10 protein-coding genes are annotated in these 16,304 nt (G+C 48.4%); 4 read left to right on the forward strand and 6 right to left on the reverse strand.

The window, feature by feature from the left end; genetic code table 11:
- Positions 1-577 precede the first annotated feature (577 nt).
- The 3 genes from KDK15_RS14370 (at position 578) to KDK15_RS14380 (ending at position 7,742) form a co-directional block, all read left to right on the forward strand.
- On the forward strand, positions 578-6,871 hold the full coding sequence (locus tag KDK15_RS14370) for an autotransporter domain-containing protein (protein WP_257296074.1): 6,294 nt from the start codon (positions 578-580) through the stop codon (positions 6,869-6,871).
- Between the two features lie 219 nt (positions 6,872-7,090).
- A complete protein-coding gene (locus KDK15_RS14375; RefSeq protein ID WP_257296075.1) occupies positions 7,091-7,372 on the forward strand; it encodes a type II toxin-antitoxin system Phd/YefM family antitoxin in 282 nt (93 codons plus the stop codon).
- A complete protein-coding gene (locus tag KDK15_RS14380) occupies positions 7,359-7,742 on the forward strand; it encodes a type II toxin-antitoxin system VapC family toxin (protein WP_257296076.1) in 384 nt (127 codons plus the stop codon). The genes KDK15_RS14375 and KDK15_RS14380 overlap by 14 nt, the downstream gene beginning before the upstream one ends.
- Before the next feature lie 263 nt (positions 7,743-8,005).
- Here KDK15_RS14380 and thpR read toward each other — a convergent pair whose 3' ends face one another.
- From thpR to menD, 6 genes are all read right to left on the reverse strand, one after another.
- Complete coding sequence (gene thpR / locus KDK15_RS14385; protein ID WP_257296077.1) at positions 8,006-8,647, reverse strand: RNA 2',3'-cyclic phosphodiesterase; 642 nt, start codon at positions 8,645-8,647, stop codon at positions 8,006-8,008.
- Positions 8,648-8,770: 123 nt separating this feature from the next.
- Positions 8,771-10,171: an o-succinylbenzoate--CoA ligase gene (gene menE, locus KDK15_RS14390; RefSeq protein ID WP_257296078.1), complete on the reverse strand. Its 1,401-nt coding sequence runs from the start codon at positions 10,169-10,171 to the stop codon at positions 8,771-8,773.
- Entirely contained in the window at positions 10,171-11,214 is a 1,044-nt protein-coding gene (menC, locus tag KDK15_RS14395) for an o-succinylbenzoate synthase (RefSeq protein WP_257296079.1), read from the reverse strand. The genes menE and menC overlap by 1 nt, the downstream gene beginning before the upstream one ends.
- 21 nt (positions 11,215-11,235) lie before the next feature.
- A complete protein-coding gene (gene menB, locus KDK15_RS14400) occupies positions 11,236-12,075 on the reverse strand; it encodes a 1,4-dihydroxy-2-naphthoyl-CoA synthase (RefSeq protein WP_257296080.1) in 840 nt (279 codons plus the stop codon).
- A gap of 20 nt (positions 12,076-12,095) precedes the next feature.
- Positions 12,096-12,905 (reverse strand): 2-succinyl-6-hydroxy-2,4-cyclohexadiene-1-carboxylate synthase, encoded by an 810-nt coding sequence (gene menH, locus KDK15_RS14405; protein WP_257296081.1) that lies wholly within the window; start codon positions 12,903-12,905, stop codon positions 12,096-12,098.
- A complete protein-coding gene (menD, locus tag KDK15_RS14410; protein WP_257296082.1) occupies positions 12,902-14,653 on the reverse strand; it encodes a 2-succinyl-5-enolpyruvyl-6-hydroxy-3-cyclohexene-1-carboxylic-acid synthase in 1,752 nt (583 codons plus the stop codon). The genes menH and menD overlap by 4 nt, the downstream gene beginning before the upstream one ends.
- Positions 14,654-14,894: 241 nt before the next feature.
- Between menD and KDK15_RS14415 the strand changes: the two genes are divergently transcribed.
- On the forward strand, positions 14,895-16,145 hold the full coding sequence (locus KDK15_RS14415; RefSeq protein ID WP_257296083.1) for a hypothetical protein: 1,251 nt from the start codon (positions 14,895-14,897) through the stop codon (positions 16,143-16,145).
- The last annotated feature ends 159 nt before the right edge of the window (positions 16,146-16,304 follow it).

The raw sequence follows: 16,304 nt of genomic DNA on the forward strand, positions 1-16,304 counted from the left end.
TCCACACATCAGGAGAATTATCCTTCAGACTCCATTGGTGTGCTGCGGCACACCCCACGGTCCCCCGTGGGAATGCATACCGAATCTCTCCGCAAATGTAGAACCTCCATTAAACTCTCCTGATTCCGGGCAGAAACAGGTTGTTCCATATCCAGCAGGCGCCGGTAAGCATTCATTGCAGAGCATGGAAACGAGGGTATATTGCTCCCTCGTTTGTCTTTGCCGCTCTGAGGAATTCTTGCTCAGTCAACCGCACTCACCGGAACGGCGCTCCTTGGCAAAATCTCTCAGAGCGACAAAGTCCTGCGCGAGAATCAGGGCAGTTTATGAAATATCCGGGCTGGCTTTTATTTATTGCTTAAAACTATGAAGACAGGAAAGATCTGAAATAAACAATATATATAAGTGGTAGTTTATCCACTACTCTCTAATTTAACTTTCTACCGTGCATCATCCACTTGTTCGCTAATCGTCGTTTTTATATAAGTCATTTGTCATTCGTTTTTTGTTTTTCAAACCGTTATTGAACGCTCTGTAAATTTTCCCCTGATATTTGAGGTTGTAAGCAATGAGTCGTATGTCGATTACATCAGGAAAAAAGGCTCTGGTCCTGGCTATCAGTTCGGTGCTGGCTGGATGGGTTGGCAGTAATGGCTCGTATGCAGATGATCCTAAAGACGATTGGCCTCCTAAAAAAGCGGTAAGCATTACCACAGGTGAAGTTAAAAGTGTGCCAGCCGGTGAGACAATTACGATAAAAGATACTTGCGATCAAGGCGGGCCGACACCATGCAACATTTCAATGACCGGTGGCAAACTGACAATCCCGTCGGATGCCAAAATCAAGGTGGATGAAACAGGGAGTAAAACAAGCATTATTGTCGGTGAAGCCGGTAAATCTAGCCTGAATATTATTACTAATAATGGAAACGTGAGTGTAGTTGAAGGTGCCACGGGTGTACGGGTGAAAGGTGGCGATTTAACCATTGATGGTGGAGGTACGATCGCAGATCCGGGTGTGACCAATACCATCGGCGTTGCCATTGAGGGTGGCACGCTGAAAAACTCCAGCACGATAAAGGGTTCTAAAGCAGCTATTGAAATTACCGGAGCAGCTCAACCTACCGCTACCTTTAATCAGGGATCTATTGTTACGGGAACACATGCCTCTGCGCCCTTGGCGATTGATGCATCAGGGGCAACAGAAAAGGTCACCGTTACTATAAATGATGGTTTGTTTACAGGGGATATAAAGGGCAATACCGGGAAAGGTAATGAGCTAAACATTACAACCACAACTGGCGACGGTATCAAGAACAATATCAGTGGATTCGAAGCCATCAAAATTAAAGGCACCGATTGGACAGCCCAGGGTTGGGCTTCCGGGATAACCTCATTGAGTACCGATAAGGAGATCAGTGATCTTTACGTCTATAGCGCACAGCAACCAGGAGTTGGCACAGCTAACGCCAAAAACACCTTGCGGGTAGTACCTACCGATACCTTGGCAGTCACCACTAATGGGGATGATAGCGCAATCACCAATCTGCATATTTCGGGTACTCCAAAACTGAATGCAGCATCACCCATTACTGTAGAAAATATTGAGGTCAAGAGCCCAGGCAAGATTACTGGTGATAGTCCGGCAGATGGCTGGACTCTTACTGGTTGGGCAACCGGGGTGAAATCGTTGAATACCTCTGCGGTAATCCCCAGTCTTTATGTCAACAATGCAGCGCCAGCTCAAAATGGAGATGGTGTTTCGCAGCCTCCAGATGATGCCACCTTGGGTGTCGTATCAGCAGCTGATGGCCTAGCAGTAACTACAAAGATTAATTCTCAAACAGGTTCTATCACCAACCTGAATATATCGGGTACGCCAAAACTAGTATTAGGAACAATCACAGCCAATGCCCCAGTTATTAATGGTATTTCAGTGAACAGCACTGGTTGGACAGCCAATGGTTGGGCATCCAAAGTGGGCACATTGGAGACCTCTTCGACAATCGAAAATCTTGTCGTCAACAACGTCGTACCATCATCAGCTAATGGCGTAGCCTCCGATACAGCAAACACCTTGCGTGTATTGCCAGGAACAAATGGTTTGGAAGTTAAAACCAAGTCAGGCGGTTTGGTCAAAAAACTGAATATATCAGGTACGCCAACGCTGACAGCAAAAGACTCTATTGCCGTTGAAGAGATTACGGTCAATAACCCAGGCTGGACTTTAAGTGGCTGGGCAACCGGGGTGAAATCATTGACGACCTCTGCGACAATCACCAATCTTTATATCGATAGCGCATTACCGACTTCGCCACTGAAACCTATCGTACAGCCAGACACCTTACATGTTGTTGCAGCAAATCCTTCTCTGGCAGTGGCAACCAATAGGGTAAAAGCAAAGGGTGCTATTACAAACCTGAATATATTGGGTGGTATTACGCTAACAGCAGCAGCCCCCATTACCGTAGAGAACATTGTGGTTAATAGCGCCTCAAGTTTGGCTCTTGATAATTGGGCAACCGGTGTGAAATCAATGACGACATCGTCGGCAATCACCAGTCTGCATGTCAACAACGTAGCATCCTTTGTGCCAACGTTAAAGAACGCTACGGCCAACGCCTTAAATGTAGTCTCCCCGACTCTGGCAGTTACAACTAATACGTCAGCAGGTGAAGATACCGCAGGCGCTATCACAGAACTGCATTTATCAGGCACGCCAACGCTGACAGCAGCAGCCCCGATTAACGTAGGAAGCATTGTGGTCAATCCTGAATCAAGTTTGGCTCTTAATAATTGGGCAACCGGGGTGACCGCATTGACCACCTCTTCGCCAATCAAAAATCTCTACGTCAACAACGCAGAATTATCAGATCTACCGAAAGCCGAAGGTAGTGCCTTGAACGTAAACTCAGAGACTCTGGCAGTTACAACTACTAGTAGTACGGAAAAGGGTGAAATCGAAAACCTGAATATATCGAGTAATCCACAGTTATCAGGAACAGACGCGATTACAGTAAAAAATATTACGGTCAATAGCTCATGCTCAGAAAGTGAATGCTGGAAACTGGATGCACCATTAAACGGTGTTAAAAGTGTCAACGCCAAAAACCCAACACCAGCGCCAGCCATTACAGAGCCTGTGATAAAAGCCATTACCCTGACAGGTTCTAGTGCAGTGGCACCAAAGACTAATGGCTCGCTAAACATCAAATCGACAACTGAGAGCAAAAACCCTATTAAAATCACCGCCACAGAGCCCGGTTTGATAACAGCGGTGAATATAGGTAGTAATGCATTTGTTGACTCTATCACCAATGCGGAAACTATTAATATCAACGGCAGTGGTTGGAAATTTGAAAAATTGGTTACAAATCCAGAAACCATTAGTGTTGTTGAAGCAGGTGGAAGGGTTGGCGCTATTAACAGCGCATTTAGTGGAACTACAGTAGGCTCCCCCAAGGAAACTTTGAATGTGGCATTCAATGAACAGGCTGATGTCAATGGCTATCTTAACATTGGCGGCACTGGCACTATCAGCAAGATTGATTTCTCCAACGTAGCCAACCGGCCAAGTCTGATGTACACACCGTCAGGTGCAATCTCTGTTGAGAACATTAAAGGCAACCCTATCAAAGCAGATACCCTTGTGTTGACTGACAACAGTTACCTGCCTGAGGGCAAACTTCCAGCGGGTTTCAAAGGTATTGAATATGCGGCTCCACCCACCACCAGCATCACTCCCAATTTAAAACGACTGGGGTTGGCTGGGATTGCCAATGACACTACCATCACAACAATTCTTAAGGCTGATGCTGTCGTCTCACCAAGCGATGTTAATAGCGACGAAAATAAAGGTAGTACAAAATCTATCCCCTTCACCGCATCGGGAATGCCCAGCGCATTCTATCTGAAAACCGGAGGAGGAGCAGGAACTTACACAATTGACTTCAGCTCTTCTGATCGCCCCACGACCACCTTTGAAATTGCTGGAGGTACGGAGGTCAAATCACTTAAGAACGTCGCTGCTTTGAATGACCAGCTGATTATCACTGAGGGTACTTTACCAAAGGATGACATATCCAGTATGAGTGCCCTGAGTATCAATGGCAGTAACTGGAATGCACCAGGCACTTTTAGCAATCTGAACAGCCTTGATGTCACAGAAAAAGGTACACTGGCAGCGTTGAATGTTTCCGGTAAACCATTAACTCCACCTTCGGGCTCAAGACTAAACGTCCTGACAACCAGCGACCAGCAAATGCCCGTTACCATTGCCGGCACACTCTCAGAGCTTCATGCCAATGATGGGGCCAGCCTGGGAGCCATTGACGTTGGCGGCACACTCAATGAGCTGAATGCCAATAAAGGAGCCAGCCTGGGAGCGATTGATGTTGGCGGCAAACTCTCAGTGCTGAATGCCAATCCAGGTTCCAGCTTTGGCGCGATTAATGTTGCCAGCGGCGGCGAACTTCCAGCACTCAATGCCACAGAGTCCAGCCTGGGAGCCATTACCGTTGCCGACGACGGCACACTCTCAACACTCAATGCCAATAAAGGCACTAGCCTGGGAGCCATTTCCGTTGCCCACGGCGGCACACTCTCAACACTCAATGCCACAGAGTCCAGCCTGGGAGCGATTACCGTTGCCGATGGCGGCATACTTACAACCCTCACTGCCAATAAAGGCACCAACCTGAAAGACATTGTTGGGGCAAAAACAGTCACTATTGCCGAAGGTGCCAGCCTGGGAGCGATTACCGATGCCTCTACGGTGAATATCAATGGTGTGGCCACCACCCTGGGACCAATTACCAACACTGGAACGGTCAATGCCAGCAGTCTGGCTTTTCAACAGGTGAAGGTGGGTAGTGGCTTACCGGCTGGCGCAAAAACCGGCTCGACCAATGGCCAGGATCTAATCCTGTATACGCCTACTAAAGACGTAGCCCTGACCACCAAAGGTATCGGAACGCTGACATTGGGCAGTGGGGCGAAACTTGGGGCAACCAAGGGAGGCGTGAACAACCTGAAAATTACCGGGAATGACTGGACAACCAAAGCGGTTACCATGGTTGGCGATAAGGACGGCAAGGCCAGTATCGATATTATGGAAGGCGTTAGCGTTGGAGATATTGGCAAGACTGGTCAGGTTGCGGTGAAAAAAGCGGATGCTGTAGCGTCGCCATCATCGTTGCCGATTACCTTTAACCCAACTAAATCTGAAATACTGAAAGTAACCTCCAGCGGTAATATAAAGGGCAATATTGATTTCACCGATGTTCCCAAAAACGCAACAGTAACCCTTGAGCAAACAGGCGGTATGATAGAAGGCGATATCACCGGTGTGAGTAAAATTATGATCAGTGGTATCGATGAATTAAACGGCTCTATCAAAGGCGAGGTTAGCTTATTAGATATTGTTAAAGGCGGTAAACTGAAAATCCACAAAGCAGTCAATATCGTTGGCGGCAGTTACCATCAGGTTGGCGATTTGGAGATGGATGCCAATGAAGACCCCCTTCACCCACTGGTGGATGCAGATAGCATTGACATTGAACCTGATGCCCGGTTGGTTGCGGAGCTGAAAGAAGTAAATGATAAAGAGAACGATCTGTTGATGATCTCCAAGAAACCCATTAACCGGGCCGTTACTCTGGATGTTAAGAATGAGCAGTATGAGCACTTTACCGCCATGCTGGATAGTAAAGATAACAAGCGTATGGTGGTTGCCAGGGAACCTATGGTCAACCATGTCCGTAAACTGGCGACAGCCGGTGGGGCACCCGCTTCTGCTGTCAGAGCCCTGGAAGTTGCCGCTAACAAAAAAGTGGCGGTGAGCGATAGCGATGACAACCTCAATAAATTTGTGGTCCCTCTTGCCAAAACCTCCGACCAGGCTGCCCAACTTGCCAGGCAGCTCACCCCGGATAACACCGCCAGTGCCGTCAGTGCCGCCCAAGGTGCGCAGCGAATGTCCGGTAAAGCCATTGAGACCCGCACTGCCAGCATCCGCACTGGCATCAGCAGTGGCGATATGATGGAGTCCGGCGGGTTCTGGATTCAGTATGCCTATAACGATGCCACCCAGGATGAACATGACGGTGTTTATGGCTTTGATGCCAAAACCAATGGCTTTACCCTGGGGATGGATACCGCACTGGATGATATGACCGATGTGGGGCTGGCCTATACCTACGCTAAAACGGATATCAGTGGTAAAGGCTCTGGCAGCAGCATGGATTCCAAGAATCATATTTTCAGCCTGTACGGCGCCTTTACCCAGGATGAGATGTTCCTGGATGGTCAGCTCAGCTACTCCTCTGGTGATAATGACGCACAGCGCTCCGTCGGTGGTAATTCGGTTAAGGCTAACTATGACAGCAAGAGCTGGGGCATCAGCCTGACAGCTGGCTATACCATGCCCATGGATGATGACTGGAGCTGGCAGCCTCTCGGTGCCTTTAACTACTATCGTATAGAGACTGATGATTATTCAGAATCCGCTGCTGTTAATTATCTGGCATACGACAATGTTCGTAATGACAATTACTCTATTTTAGAGCTTGGTGTCGGGGTTAAGTTAGTGGGCGATATCCACATGGATGATATGGTATTCCAGCCAGCCTTCAAACTGATGGCCTTCCACGACTTCAAGGATGATCCGGTGACCATGACCGCTCACTATGCTGCCGGTGGCGAGAGCTTTGTCGTACACGGCGCCAAGCGTGACGATACCCGCTTCCAGTTTGCCGCTTCGGTGGATATGGAGTTGCAGAATAATATGACGCTGTCGTTCAACTACAGCCATGACTGGATGGATAACTTTAAGTCTGATGGATTCATTGCCCGGCTACGGTATGAATTTTAGCGGGATGGGCAGTATTTAAGGTTAACTATTATGTGTGCGTAGTTTTTACAGAGTGTGTACAAAGAGTTGCCTCCCTTTTCGGGAGGCTTTTTTATTCTGGAGAATCAGGTATTAATCCTTTGGGAATAAAAGATTCAAGATCCTGGCTTTCCTTACGGTTGCAGTTACTTAACGTACGCTATATATTAATATACGTACAAACTTCCAGAGTTTTCTTTTATGGCTATACAACAGGGACCAGAACAGGGTAACCAGGGGATAACCCTGACTCAGCTTCGCAAGAATATCTATCAGCTTGTCGATGAAGTGATCGCCAGTGGTAAGCCATTAACCATTGAACGGGGGGGAACTCTGTTAAAACTGGATGTTGTCACCAGAGCTTCATCAAAGCTTGGAAATCTTAAGGTCCGCAACACCTTGCTGCCTGATGGTCCTGATACGGCAGATGGTCTTGAGGAAGCGATCACCCACCAGTGGGAGCCAGATAATGGTTTTGATTGATACGCATGTTGCGGTCTTTCTGCACAGTGGTGATTTGAGCAAGGTTTCTCCATTGGCTCAGGAGCAACTTGAATATCATGATATCGTTTTGCCTGAACTGGCAAGACTGGAGCTGCAGTATTTACATGAGATTGGCCGGATTGCCTACACACCTGCTGAGATAGTTGCTGACTTGTATGGTGATGTGGGCATGGTTTGTTCAAAAACGCCCACCGCAGGACTGGTTCAATCGGCTATGGGTATTCACTGGACGCGGGACGTTTTTGACCGGCTGATTGCCGCTGATGCCATTTTTTGTGATTGCCCGTTGATTACCCGTGATCAGCGTATCATTGAGCATTTACCTCAGGCGTTCAGTGCCCGCTGCTGAGTAGCGGGCTATAGTCAAGTCTTGATTCTTGAGTATCAACCGGTAAGTGATTTTATTGCCATGGATGCAGTTTCTGCCCGGAATCGTGAAAGTTTAATGGGGGTTCTACATTTGCGGAGAGGTTCGATATGCATTCCCACAGGGGACCGTGGGAACGGTGTGCAAGGCCGCTTCCCGCAAAAGCGGCCTGCCTTTTTCGGGCGGCGGGTGGCGGGTGGCGGGCAGCGCTTATTGAAATATCGAAGTTATTAAATAATCGTTCCTTATGCACTGATAGCAAGAGGCAGCAACGGGAAAGCGTGGAGAGATTTATATCGCGTTCCCATTGCAGTGCTCTCACTTTCCAGTAATACCACCTCACCAACCGTCATCCGGAAGCTGGGAAGGTTAAAATACTGACTATGAGTGACATACCCCGGTCGTTTAAACCGCCCCAGGGTAACGTGGGGCCGAAAATTCCGGGTTTCAGCACTGAAGCCTGATTGTACAGCTGCCTGCTCACAAATATCAGCAAGCCGTTTTAACTCCTGTCCTGAATGCATCTCCAGGGCAAGCACCCGGGGGTTTCGCCCATTTGGAAAGAAACGAAAGCAACCGGTCATACTGTCAAAGGTATGGTAATCAGCCAGATCATTTTCAAGATTGCTTATTAACTGCTGTAACTGGTGAGGATAGCTATTCCCCAGGAATTTAAGGGTAACATGCTGCTGCTGGGGGGCTACCCAGCGCAAGTCGTGAACATGACCTTCACCGGCTCGATGAATGGCTTTCTTATGCAGTGTTGCAGCAAGTTCAAGAGGAAGTTTTACGGCAAGAAAAGCCCTTACCGGGGAATTATGGGACAGCGTCTCATCAAAGGTAGTCAGGTCGCTGGGGGCGTTGTAGCTAATGGGATTATTTTTCATATTATTCTAACTTCAACGTCTGACTGCTAAATTCAAACCAACTGCACCCTGCAATTTGTTTTGGCTAAGTTTGTTTAACCCAGTCTAGTACATTGTCGGCAGAAATCTGCCTATATCGTCGTATTATTCTAAAAGTGCCTGAAAAAATCGGCGATTAATCTTGATCCCTGATTCTGCTATCTGCTCAGGAAATAAACGAATATGTACTGGTACTTTGAATTTGGCTATCTTGCCTGCCAGCCTCTCTTTTGTAAATGGTTCGTTCAGGGCGCCGTCCACGGTCTGAACATAAGCAACAGGGCGCTTGCCATACTCAGGATCCGTCATGGCAACGACCACAGCCTGGACAATTTCCGGGAAAGCCAGCAAAGCCTGTTCAATCTCTTCCGGATGAATATTCTCCCCCCCTGAGATCAACATATTATCCATGCGACCACATACCTGTAACTGGTCACCGTACCAACACCCTTTGTCACCCGTATTAAACCAGCCACGAGTACCCGGCAATGGCGTAACCTCGCCATGTTGAAAATACCCCTCTGCCAGAGTTTCTCCACGCACCTGAATTTCACCTTCCTCTGTTAGCCGAATCTCACGCCAGGGCAATACCGCTCCGGAAGTAACGCCATTACCGGTGAACAATGGTTCTCCGGTACACACCTGAGAAGCCATCTCGGTCAGGCCATAGGTCGTCAGAACAGTGACCCCCTGTGCTTTTACCGCCTCCACCAGTCTGGGGGAAGCAACGCCTCCACCCAATAGAATATAACGTACTCCTAAATCATAGAGTGACAACCCGGGCTGAATCAGCCTGAACAATTGGGTATTCACCAGGGAAAGATGAGTCAATCGCTGCCTGGTCAACATGTCATTCAGCGGCAACCGACGTTCAAACAACACCATGGTGATACCAGCCAGCAGGCAACGCATAACAATAGCCAGTCCACCCACATGAAACAGCGGCAAGGTTAACAGCCAGGTATCACCATAGGTTAATGGCAAGGTATGCATTGAGCCCAGGGCACTGTAATAATGATTTTTATAACTGTGCGCTACCGCCTTTGGGATGCCTGTCGTTCCAGAGGTGGCGATCAGGTCGTAAACCGCTTCAGCAATGATCTTAATAGGCTGAAGGTTACTCTCCGATCGTGGCCCCATTGCCGAAAAGTGTCGATGAAAACGGATACCCGCACTGTCTGCCACCAGCTTAGCACCAATCCGATCACGATATCCCGACGTTTGCGCTTCTGGAAAGGCCGGGTTTACCGGGCAGAAAACCCACTGGGAACGAAGGCAGGCCAGGGCAACGATGACGGTATCCAATGTTTTACGGGTGACAAACAGAAGACGGTTGCCAGCTCTCATGCCCTTATCCCGGTATACACGACAACACTCATCCACCCATTCATCCAGCAACCGAAAAGTAACACTGCCCTCCTCCAGCTGGATCGCTATACAGGTGGACTGATAAATGGCTCGATAACGTAATGGGCAGTATTGCAATTCGGGAAAGATCGTTTTCATCAACGGCGTTCTTCTATGCTTCTGTTCAGCTCTGTATCACTGACAAAAGCAGGGTTAATGGCAAGCGGCTGACCGGCAATAATCCTTTCAGAGGTGAGGCTGTCGATAAAAGCCGATAAGGTGTCCAGGCCCGGTAGCTCCCCTGGTGTCCACTGAGCGCTGAGCTGCTCCACTATGTGCAAACCAATGGATGACTCATAAGAAGAGCTGAAAACAGTCCTGACACCGAGGCTTCTGCCGGTTGTCACCAGCTGCCAACAACGGGCCAATCCACCCACCAGCGTCGGCTTTATCACAACGGCAGCCAAACCATGCATGGGTTGTAGAAGGTATTCCGGGTTCTGAACCGTTTCATCCAGGGCAAAGCGGAGCCCGGTCTTCTCGTAGAGTTGTGAAAATTCGGCCACATTAGCGGTCGGCTCTTCAACATAAGCAACTCGCTTTACATCAATAGAGGCAGCGATCCTGATGGCTTGATCCAATGTCCATTGCTGATTGGCATCCAACTTGATATTGACGGACTTCGGCAAAGCCTGCAGAACGGTGTTAATTCTGACACAGTCGTCTTCAATTGAGTCCCGTCCTATCTTCAACTTGAACTCTGTCGCCCAGTTTCCCTGCCACTGTGCAAGCCGGTGGAGAATATGCCCGGTGTCGCCCTGCAACAGCAGCCCGGTTTCTGGCGGGACAAACCAATGATCCTGTTGCAACCACCACAGTGCCGATTCAATACCAAACAGCACTGACGGTATTGGCTGTAACCGCAGAACATCGGTGAGAAAAGTACTGTTCTCCAGATCACTGAGAGATAAAGGCCTGCCATCATTAACTGCTCGACAGAACACCTGAAGTTGTTCTTCCGCTTCTGAGAGGCTCTCACGGCTAAACCCTGGCAGTGGCGCTATGTCGCCATAACCACACCGGTCACCGATGCGCAAACGTAAAATCAGCCCTTCCCGCTTATTCAGGCTGGCGTGCTTCAGCAATAACGGCTGTTTTAAAGGCAGCCGATACTTCAGGATATCGGCGTTACTGTCTTTCATGGATCTTTTGGGAAAGCGGCTTCAGGCATTACGGCCAAAACGGCTGAAATCCGGCTGACGTTTTTCCAGGAAAGCATCCCGCCCTTCCTGTGCCTCTGCGCTCATATAGAACAGCAGGGTCGCATTACCAGCCAGTTCCTGAAGACCCGTTTGACCATCGCAGTCGGCATTCATGGCTGATTTCAGACAACGAATCGCCAGAGGGGAATGCTGCAAAATCTCACGACACCATTCTACGGTTGTCCGCTCCAGCTCTGTCAAAGGTACAACGGTATTGACCAGCCCCATATCTTCAGCCTGTTTGGCATCGTACTGACGGCAGAGAAACCAGATTTCCCGGGCTTTTTTCTGACCGACAATACGTGCCAGATAGCTGGCACCAAAACCACCATCAAATGAACCCACTTTCGGGCCGGTCTGACCAAAACGGGCATTATCCGCCGCAATCGTCAGATCACAGACCAGGTGCAGGACATGACCACCACCGATGGCATAACCGGCAACCATGGCAATAACCGGCTTTGGACAGGTTCTGATCTGACGTTGAAGATCAAGAACATTCAGATGATGAGTTCCTTTATCATCTTTGTAGCCAGAATCGCCGCGAACGCTCTGGTCACCACCGGAACAAAATGCCAGATCACCGGCACCGGTCAAAATCACCACACCCACTGACTCATCAAAACGTGCCGACTCCAGAGCCTTCTGGATCTCGACAATGGTCTGTGGACGAAAGGCATTGCGCTTTTCCGGGCGGTTAATGGTAATTTTGGCCATACCCTCTGCCTGGTGATAGTGAATGTCCTGATAATCACCACTGAGGTTTTCCCAGATCACACCTGAATCCAGCTGCTTGCTCATATCCAACTCCTTATAACTCTTTAGAAGCGCTCTCTGAGCAACCGGGCCATAGCCTCTGGTTGCTCCCGATGAACATTGTGTCCACACCCGGTCACAGGGTGGACACTGTGTATCACATGCTCTGTCAGCAAATGCTGTCCAAGCAGCCCAAACTTGTGATCATTTTCACCATAAAAATAATGAACACATGGGCACAGTGGTGAACCGGCTCTGAGCTGACCCAGTGCCCGGCGATAGTTTGGCTGCTTTGATAGACTGAATGACATCAGGGCATCGGCTAATAGTAAACCACTGCCTTTTGAGCGTTGATCAATCAACGATCGAATCTGGCTATCATCCAGGTCGGAAAAAACCGGCTGCTTATACCAGTCCAGAAGGACGTCAGCCACTGGCTCCTGGCGAAAACGCCTGGCCCACTGAAGATCTGACTGGTATCGCTCGCTTTTTTCCTGCTCGCTGAGCAGACCTGGATGCGCTCCTTCCAGTAACAGCTTCTCCACTCGCTCCGGGCAAGCAATGGTATACGCCATGGCCAGGCGGCCACCCAGTGAATAGCCCAGCAGGTTGAATCGTTTCAGGCTAATGCCTTCCACCCGTTCAATGGTTTGAACCGTCTGTTCCAGACGATAACAGAAATATTCAGCTCCCTGCGCATCCTCCTCCAGCCACTGACTTGAGCCATGCCCCGGCAGGTCAACAGTAATTAGATAATAGTCGTCTTTCAGCCGTGTCAGCAGGGAGTACCAGTCGTTTGCACTGCCCAGAAACCCATGCAGTAACACCAGGGCTGGGGCGTTGACATTACCAGAGCAGTAGTAGGACAGGCTCACAGGGTTTTCGCCATAGTGACGGCCTGTTCAATACTTTTTGCCCCCAGGCCAGACTCAGTAAAGACTTCAATAATGGTGCAGCCTGCCTTACTGCAGGCTTTATTAAACTGCGCCGTAAAGTCATCAATGGATTGTGGCGCCGAGTAATCAATTCTGAACAGCTCAGCCGCATGCTGCACAGAAAGGCCATGGGGTGTGACAAAATAATCATTAGTCACCCGGGCGGTATCATTGCTGCACCCTTTGGTGGTCACATAAAAAATACCTCCACCGTCGTTATTGATCAGCACAATAACCAGCGGCGTTTTACACTGCGCAGCCAATTGCAGGGAGTTAAGGTCATGGAGGAAAGAGATGTCCCCGATCAGTAAAACCATTGGCCCCTGATTTCCTGCAGCACATCCTGCTGCAGTAGCAATCAGCCCATCAATGCCACTGACGCCACGGCTGGCATAAACCCGTGGCAAATGGTGTGTTGAGAAGATATCCACCATGCGAATGGGCAAACTGTTACCCAGGAACAGGCTGCTTCCGGAAGGTAGCAGTTCCCCCAGAGAAGCACCGAGCCATTGCTCATTAAGCTGGCTTGGCCGTTGACTTTTCAGCACTTCGCCAAGCGTTTCTGCCAGCGCCGTAAATGGCGTGCTCCATTCCCGGTTAGCCTGTATCGCTTCACTACTGAGCAGCAGTTGATGACAAAGCGAATCAATATCACCCACCAGGCGCACACTCTGCCGCTGTCCCGTATCGACTCTTCTGGGAGCAGGATCAAGCATCCAATATTCCTGCCAATGGTGCCGGGCAATAAACTGATCCAACCGTTTGCACGTCAGGTAACCGCCAATCTGTAACACACGGTCGACCTGATTGAATAGGCTTTCGCTGGCAGAACTGGCCAGTAAAAGGTCAGCATGCCTGATGGCTTTTGGGTGACCGTGCAGCTGTGACTGAACATCGGCAATTAACGGCCAGCCCAGGCGTTCTGATAACTGCACAATGACATTAACGTCAGTCTCAGGCATTACCCGTCCCGCAACAATCAGGCCTTTACCATCGGCAAAATGCTGCCATCGACCAATATCAGGCAGCCGGGTTAACTCTGGTACAAAGTACTCAGTATAAGGTGTTAATGAGGTTATCCATTGCTGGATACTGGCAAGATAGACGTCATTTTCAATATGAACAGTTTCTTCCAACTGATGGGGGTAGAGCGGCTCCCGAAACATGCAGTTGATATGCACAGGCAGCCCCAGTGCTGATGACCGGGCATACGCCTGATCAATACTGCCCAGCAGCCAACGGAGGGTGATGGACCTGTCCGGGGTTGGCAAATCCAGCGTCGCTCCGGTGTAGTTACCAAAGATATTCAGCTGATCAATAGCCTGATTTGCGCCGCAGTCAATTAACTCGGGGGGACGGTCAGCCGTCAGAACCACCAGTGATATACCCGACTGGTGAGCTTCTATGATGGCCGGGTAGAGATTGGCAACCGCAGTGCCTGAAGTGGTGATCAAAGCCACCGCTTCTCCGGTGGCTTTGGCCAGACCCAGGGCAAAGAAACCAAGCCCTCGCTCATCGAAATGAATATGGCGGGTCATGCCTTGATGATCTGCCACTGCAAAGGTCAATGGTGCTGAGCGGGATCCCGGGGCAATACAGCCATGCCGGACACCCAGGCGCCACAGTTCTTCAATCAGCACTGCAGACCAGATGCCGTTGATATTTGCGTAGTCGGTTTTAACTGTCATGAACAAACTCACCGCATGAGCAGCCAGTTATAGTGGGAATTTCCAGACCCTTGTTATTTAGAAAGGCCTGAACTGCCGAAGATGATTCCAGCCCGGTAGTCATGGGCCGTTGATATGGTTATGAACTTTTCCTCAATTTGAGACTCTAATTCCACAAGGTTATTTATCAAACCATTACTTTGACGGCTGCTTATATTCTCTACAGGTAGGTTATGTCAAACATTTTTTGAGGTGTATTATTGTGGACACAACTTTTTTTGCTACCGGTCAAACCAGAGCACCATCAACTTATCAAGAATCAATGGGTAAATCACCGAAGGAAATTGGTGATGACATCAATAAACTGGCCATAAATTTTATTAAAAAATCTGAAGAAATCAATGAACAACTACAGACAAACGCCGTTAATATCAGAAAATCATTATTTGCCAGAATCATTATTCAGTTGAACGATTTATCTTCAACACGCTACACGTTACCTCCCGATCTTTGTCAACTGACTAATCCTACTGATCCAGAACGCTGGGACTGGAATAAATGGCAAAAAAATTTTGTTGATAGCCAATATGATGCTATTGAAGATATCGTTAAAGATATACCTCTTGATCATAGAATTAATCTTTTGAAAGATTTTTTACAAAAAATCGATCGACAACACTTTAGTGATTATCTCATTGCAGACATATTAAAAGAGGACACCCCTTATCAATTAAGAGCAATACTTGAAACCCGTTGCGTGAAAGCACAGTCCTTTATTAAGGCTGCTATCGAAAGAGGACTTGTGCAGGAAAATCTTATCAATAGAATATACAACAAAGGTATCCCTAATACCGAGGAATCAGCCTCACGCAGCGCATCCGCCACCCAGCCAACGAGTCACCAGGATTCCTTTAACGAACTCCAGAATCGGGCAGCCTCACAGCTTGCGACAGAGTTCTCCAAATTATCGTCGGACCACGGAAACCTTCCTGACAACAGCAAAAAACTTATGAGTCGGTTTATCTCTATTTTAAACACTGACTATCAGTGTGAGGTAGGGTTGTACGAAACCAATCCTGAATCAGGAGAATCTTCTGAAATTGCCAGCAACAACCCAACAACATTTATTGAAGAAGAGTGGGCAACCTGGCAATCAGCTCTGTACGAGAAAGATGAAAGCATTGCTGAAGATTATTATGCTGTCCGGGAAGATAGAAGTGAAATTATCATTTCAGATATCGAACAAATGATATTGGCAAACAGCTGTCCTCAACAAAAAATACAGAACGCCTTCCGATCAAATGCTGATATTCTCAGCTTACAGTTGAACCTCCATGAAGTCGATCTGGATGATGACAAACTGCTGGAAAATTCTTTTGAAGGTTGTCGTGCTCTCGGAAAACCAATAACCAAAATTATTACAGGATTAATTGCATCAGGTTGTTTAACACAAGAATTAATTGATCAGATCATGAATTTGGGGATTGATAATTTATCTAATGTATTCCGGTGACACTCTCCAACCTTTACAGGCAAGGCTTCCGACTAATCAGAGCAAATGAAAGTATGGCATTATGTTCATCGCTTCTGCACTTTTCGGGGTTGTCAGCAGGGACGTTAAGTAGTTGGCCAAATGGAATCGTATATTTCTGGCTAAGTGGGCAGTTACTAT

The organism is Endozoicomonas sp. YOMI1 (assembly GCF_024606345.1).
GTDB lineage: Bacteria > Pseudomonadota > Gammaproteobacteria > Pseudomonadales > Endozoicomonadaceae > Endozoicomonas.

Bases quoted from the DNA above. Each gene is read 5' to 3' on its own strand.
- KDK15_RS14370 (WP_257296074.1), top strand. From the start codon at position 578: ATGTCGATTACATCAGGAAAAAAGGCTCTGGTCCTGGCTATCAGTTCG.
- KDK15_RS14375 (WP_257296075.1), top strand. From the start codon at position 7,091: ATGGCTATACAACAGGGACCAGAACAGGGTAACCAGGGGATAACCCTG.
- KDK15_RS14380 (WP_257296076.1), top strand. From the start codon at position 7,359: ATGGTTTTGATTGATACGCATGTTGCGGTCTTTCTGCACAGTGGTGAT.
- thpR (WP_257296077.1), bottom strand. From the start codon at position 8,647: ATGAAAAATAATCCCATTAGCTACAACGCCCCCAGCGACCTGACTACC.
- menE (WP_257296078.1), bottom strand. From the start codon at position 10,171: ATGAAAACGATCTTTCCCGAATTGCAATACTGCCCATTACGTTATCGA.
- menC (WP_257296079.1), bottom strand. From the start codon at position 11,214: ATGAAAGACAGTAACGCCGATATCCTGAAGTATCGGCTGCCTTTAAAA.
- menB (WP_257296080.1), bottom strand. From the start codon at position 12,075: ATGAGCAAGCAGCTGGATTCAGGTGTGATCTGGGAAAACCTCAGTGGT.
- menD (WP_257296082.1), bottom strand. From the start codon at position 14,653: ATGACAGTTAAAACCGACTACGCAAATATCAACGGCATCTGGTCTGCA.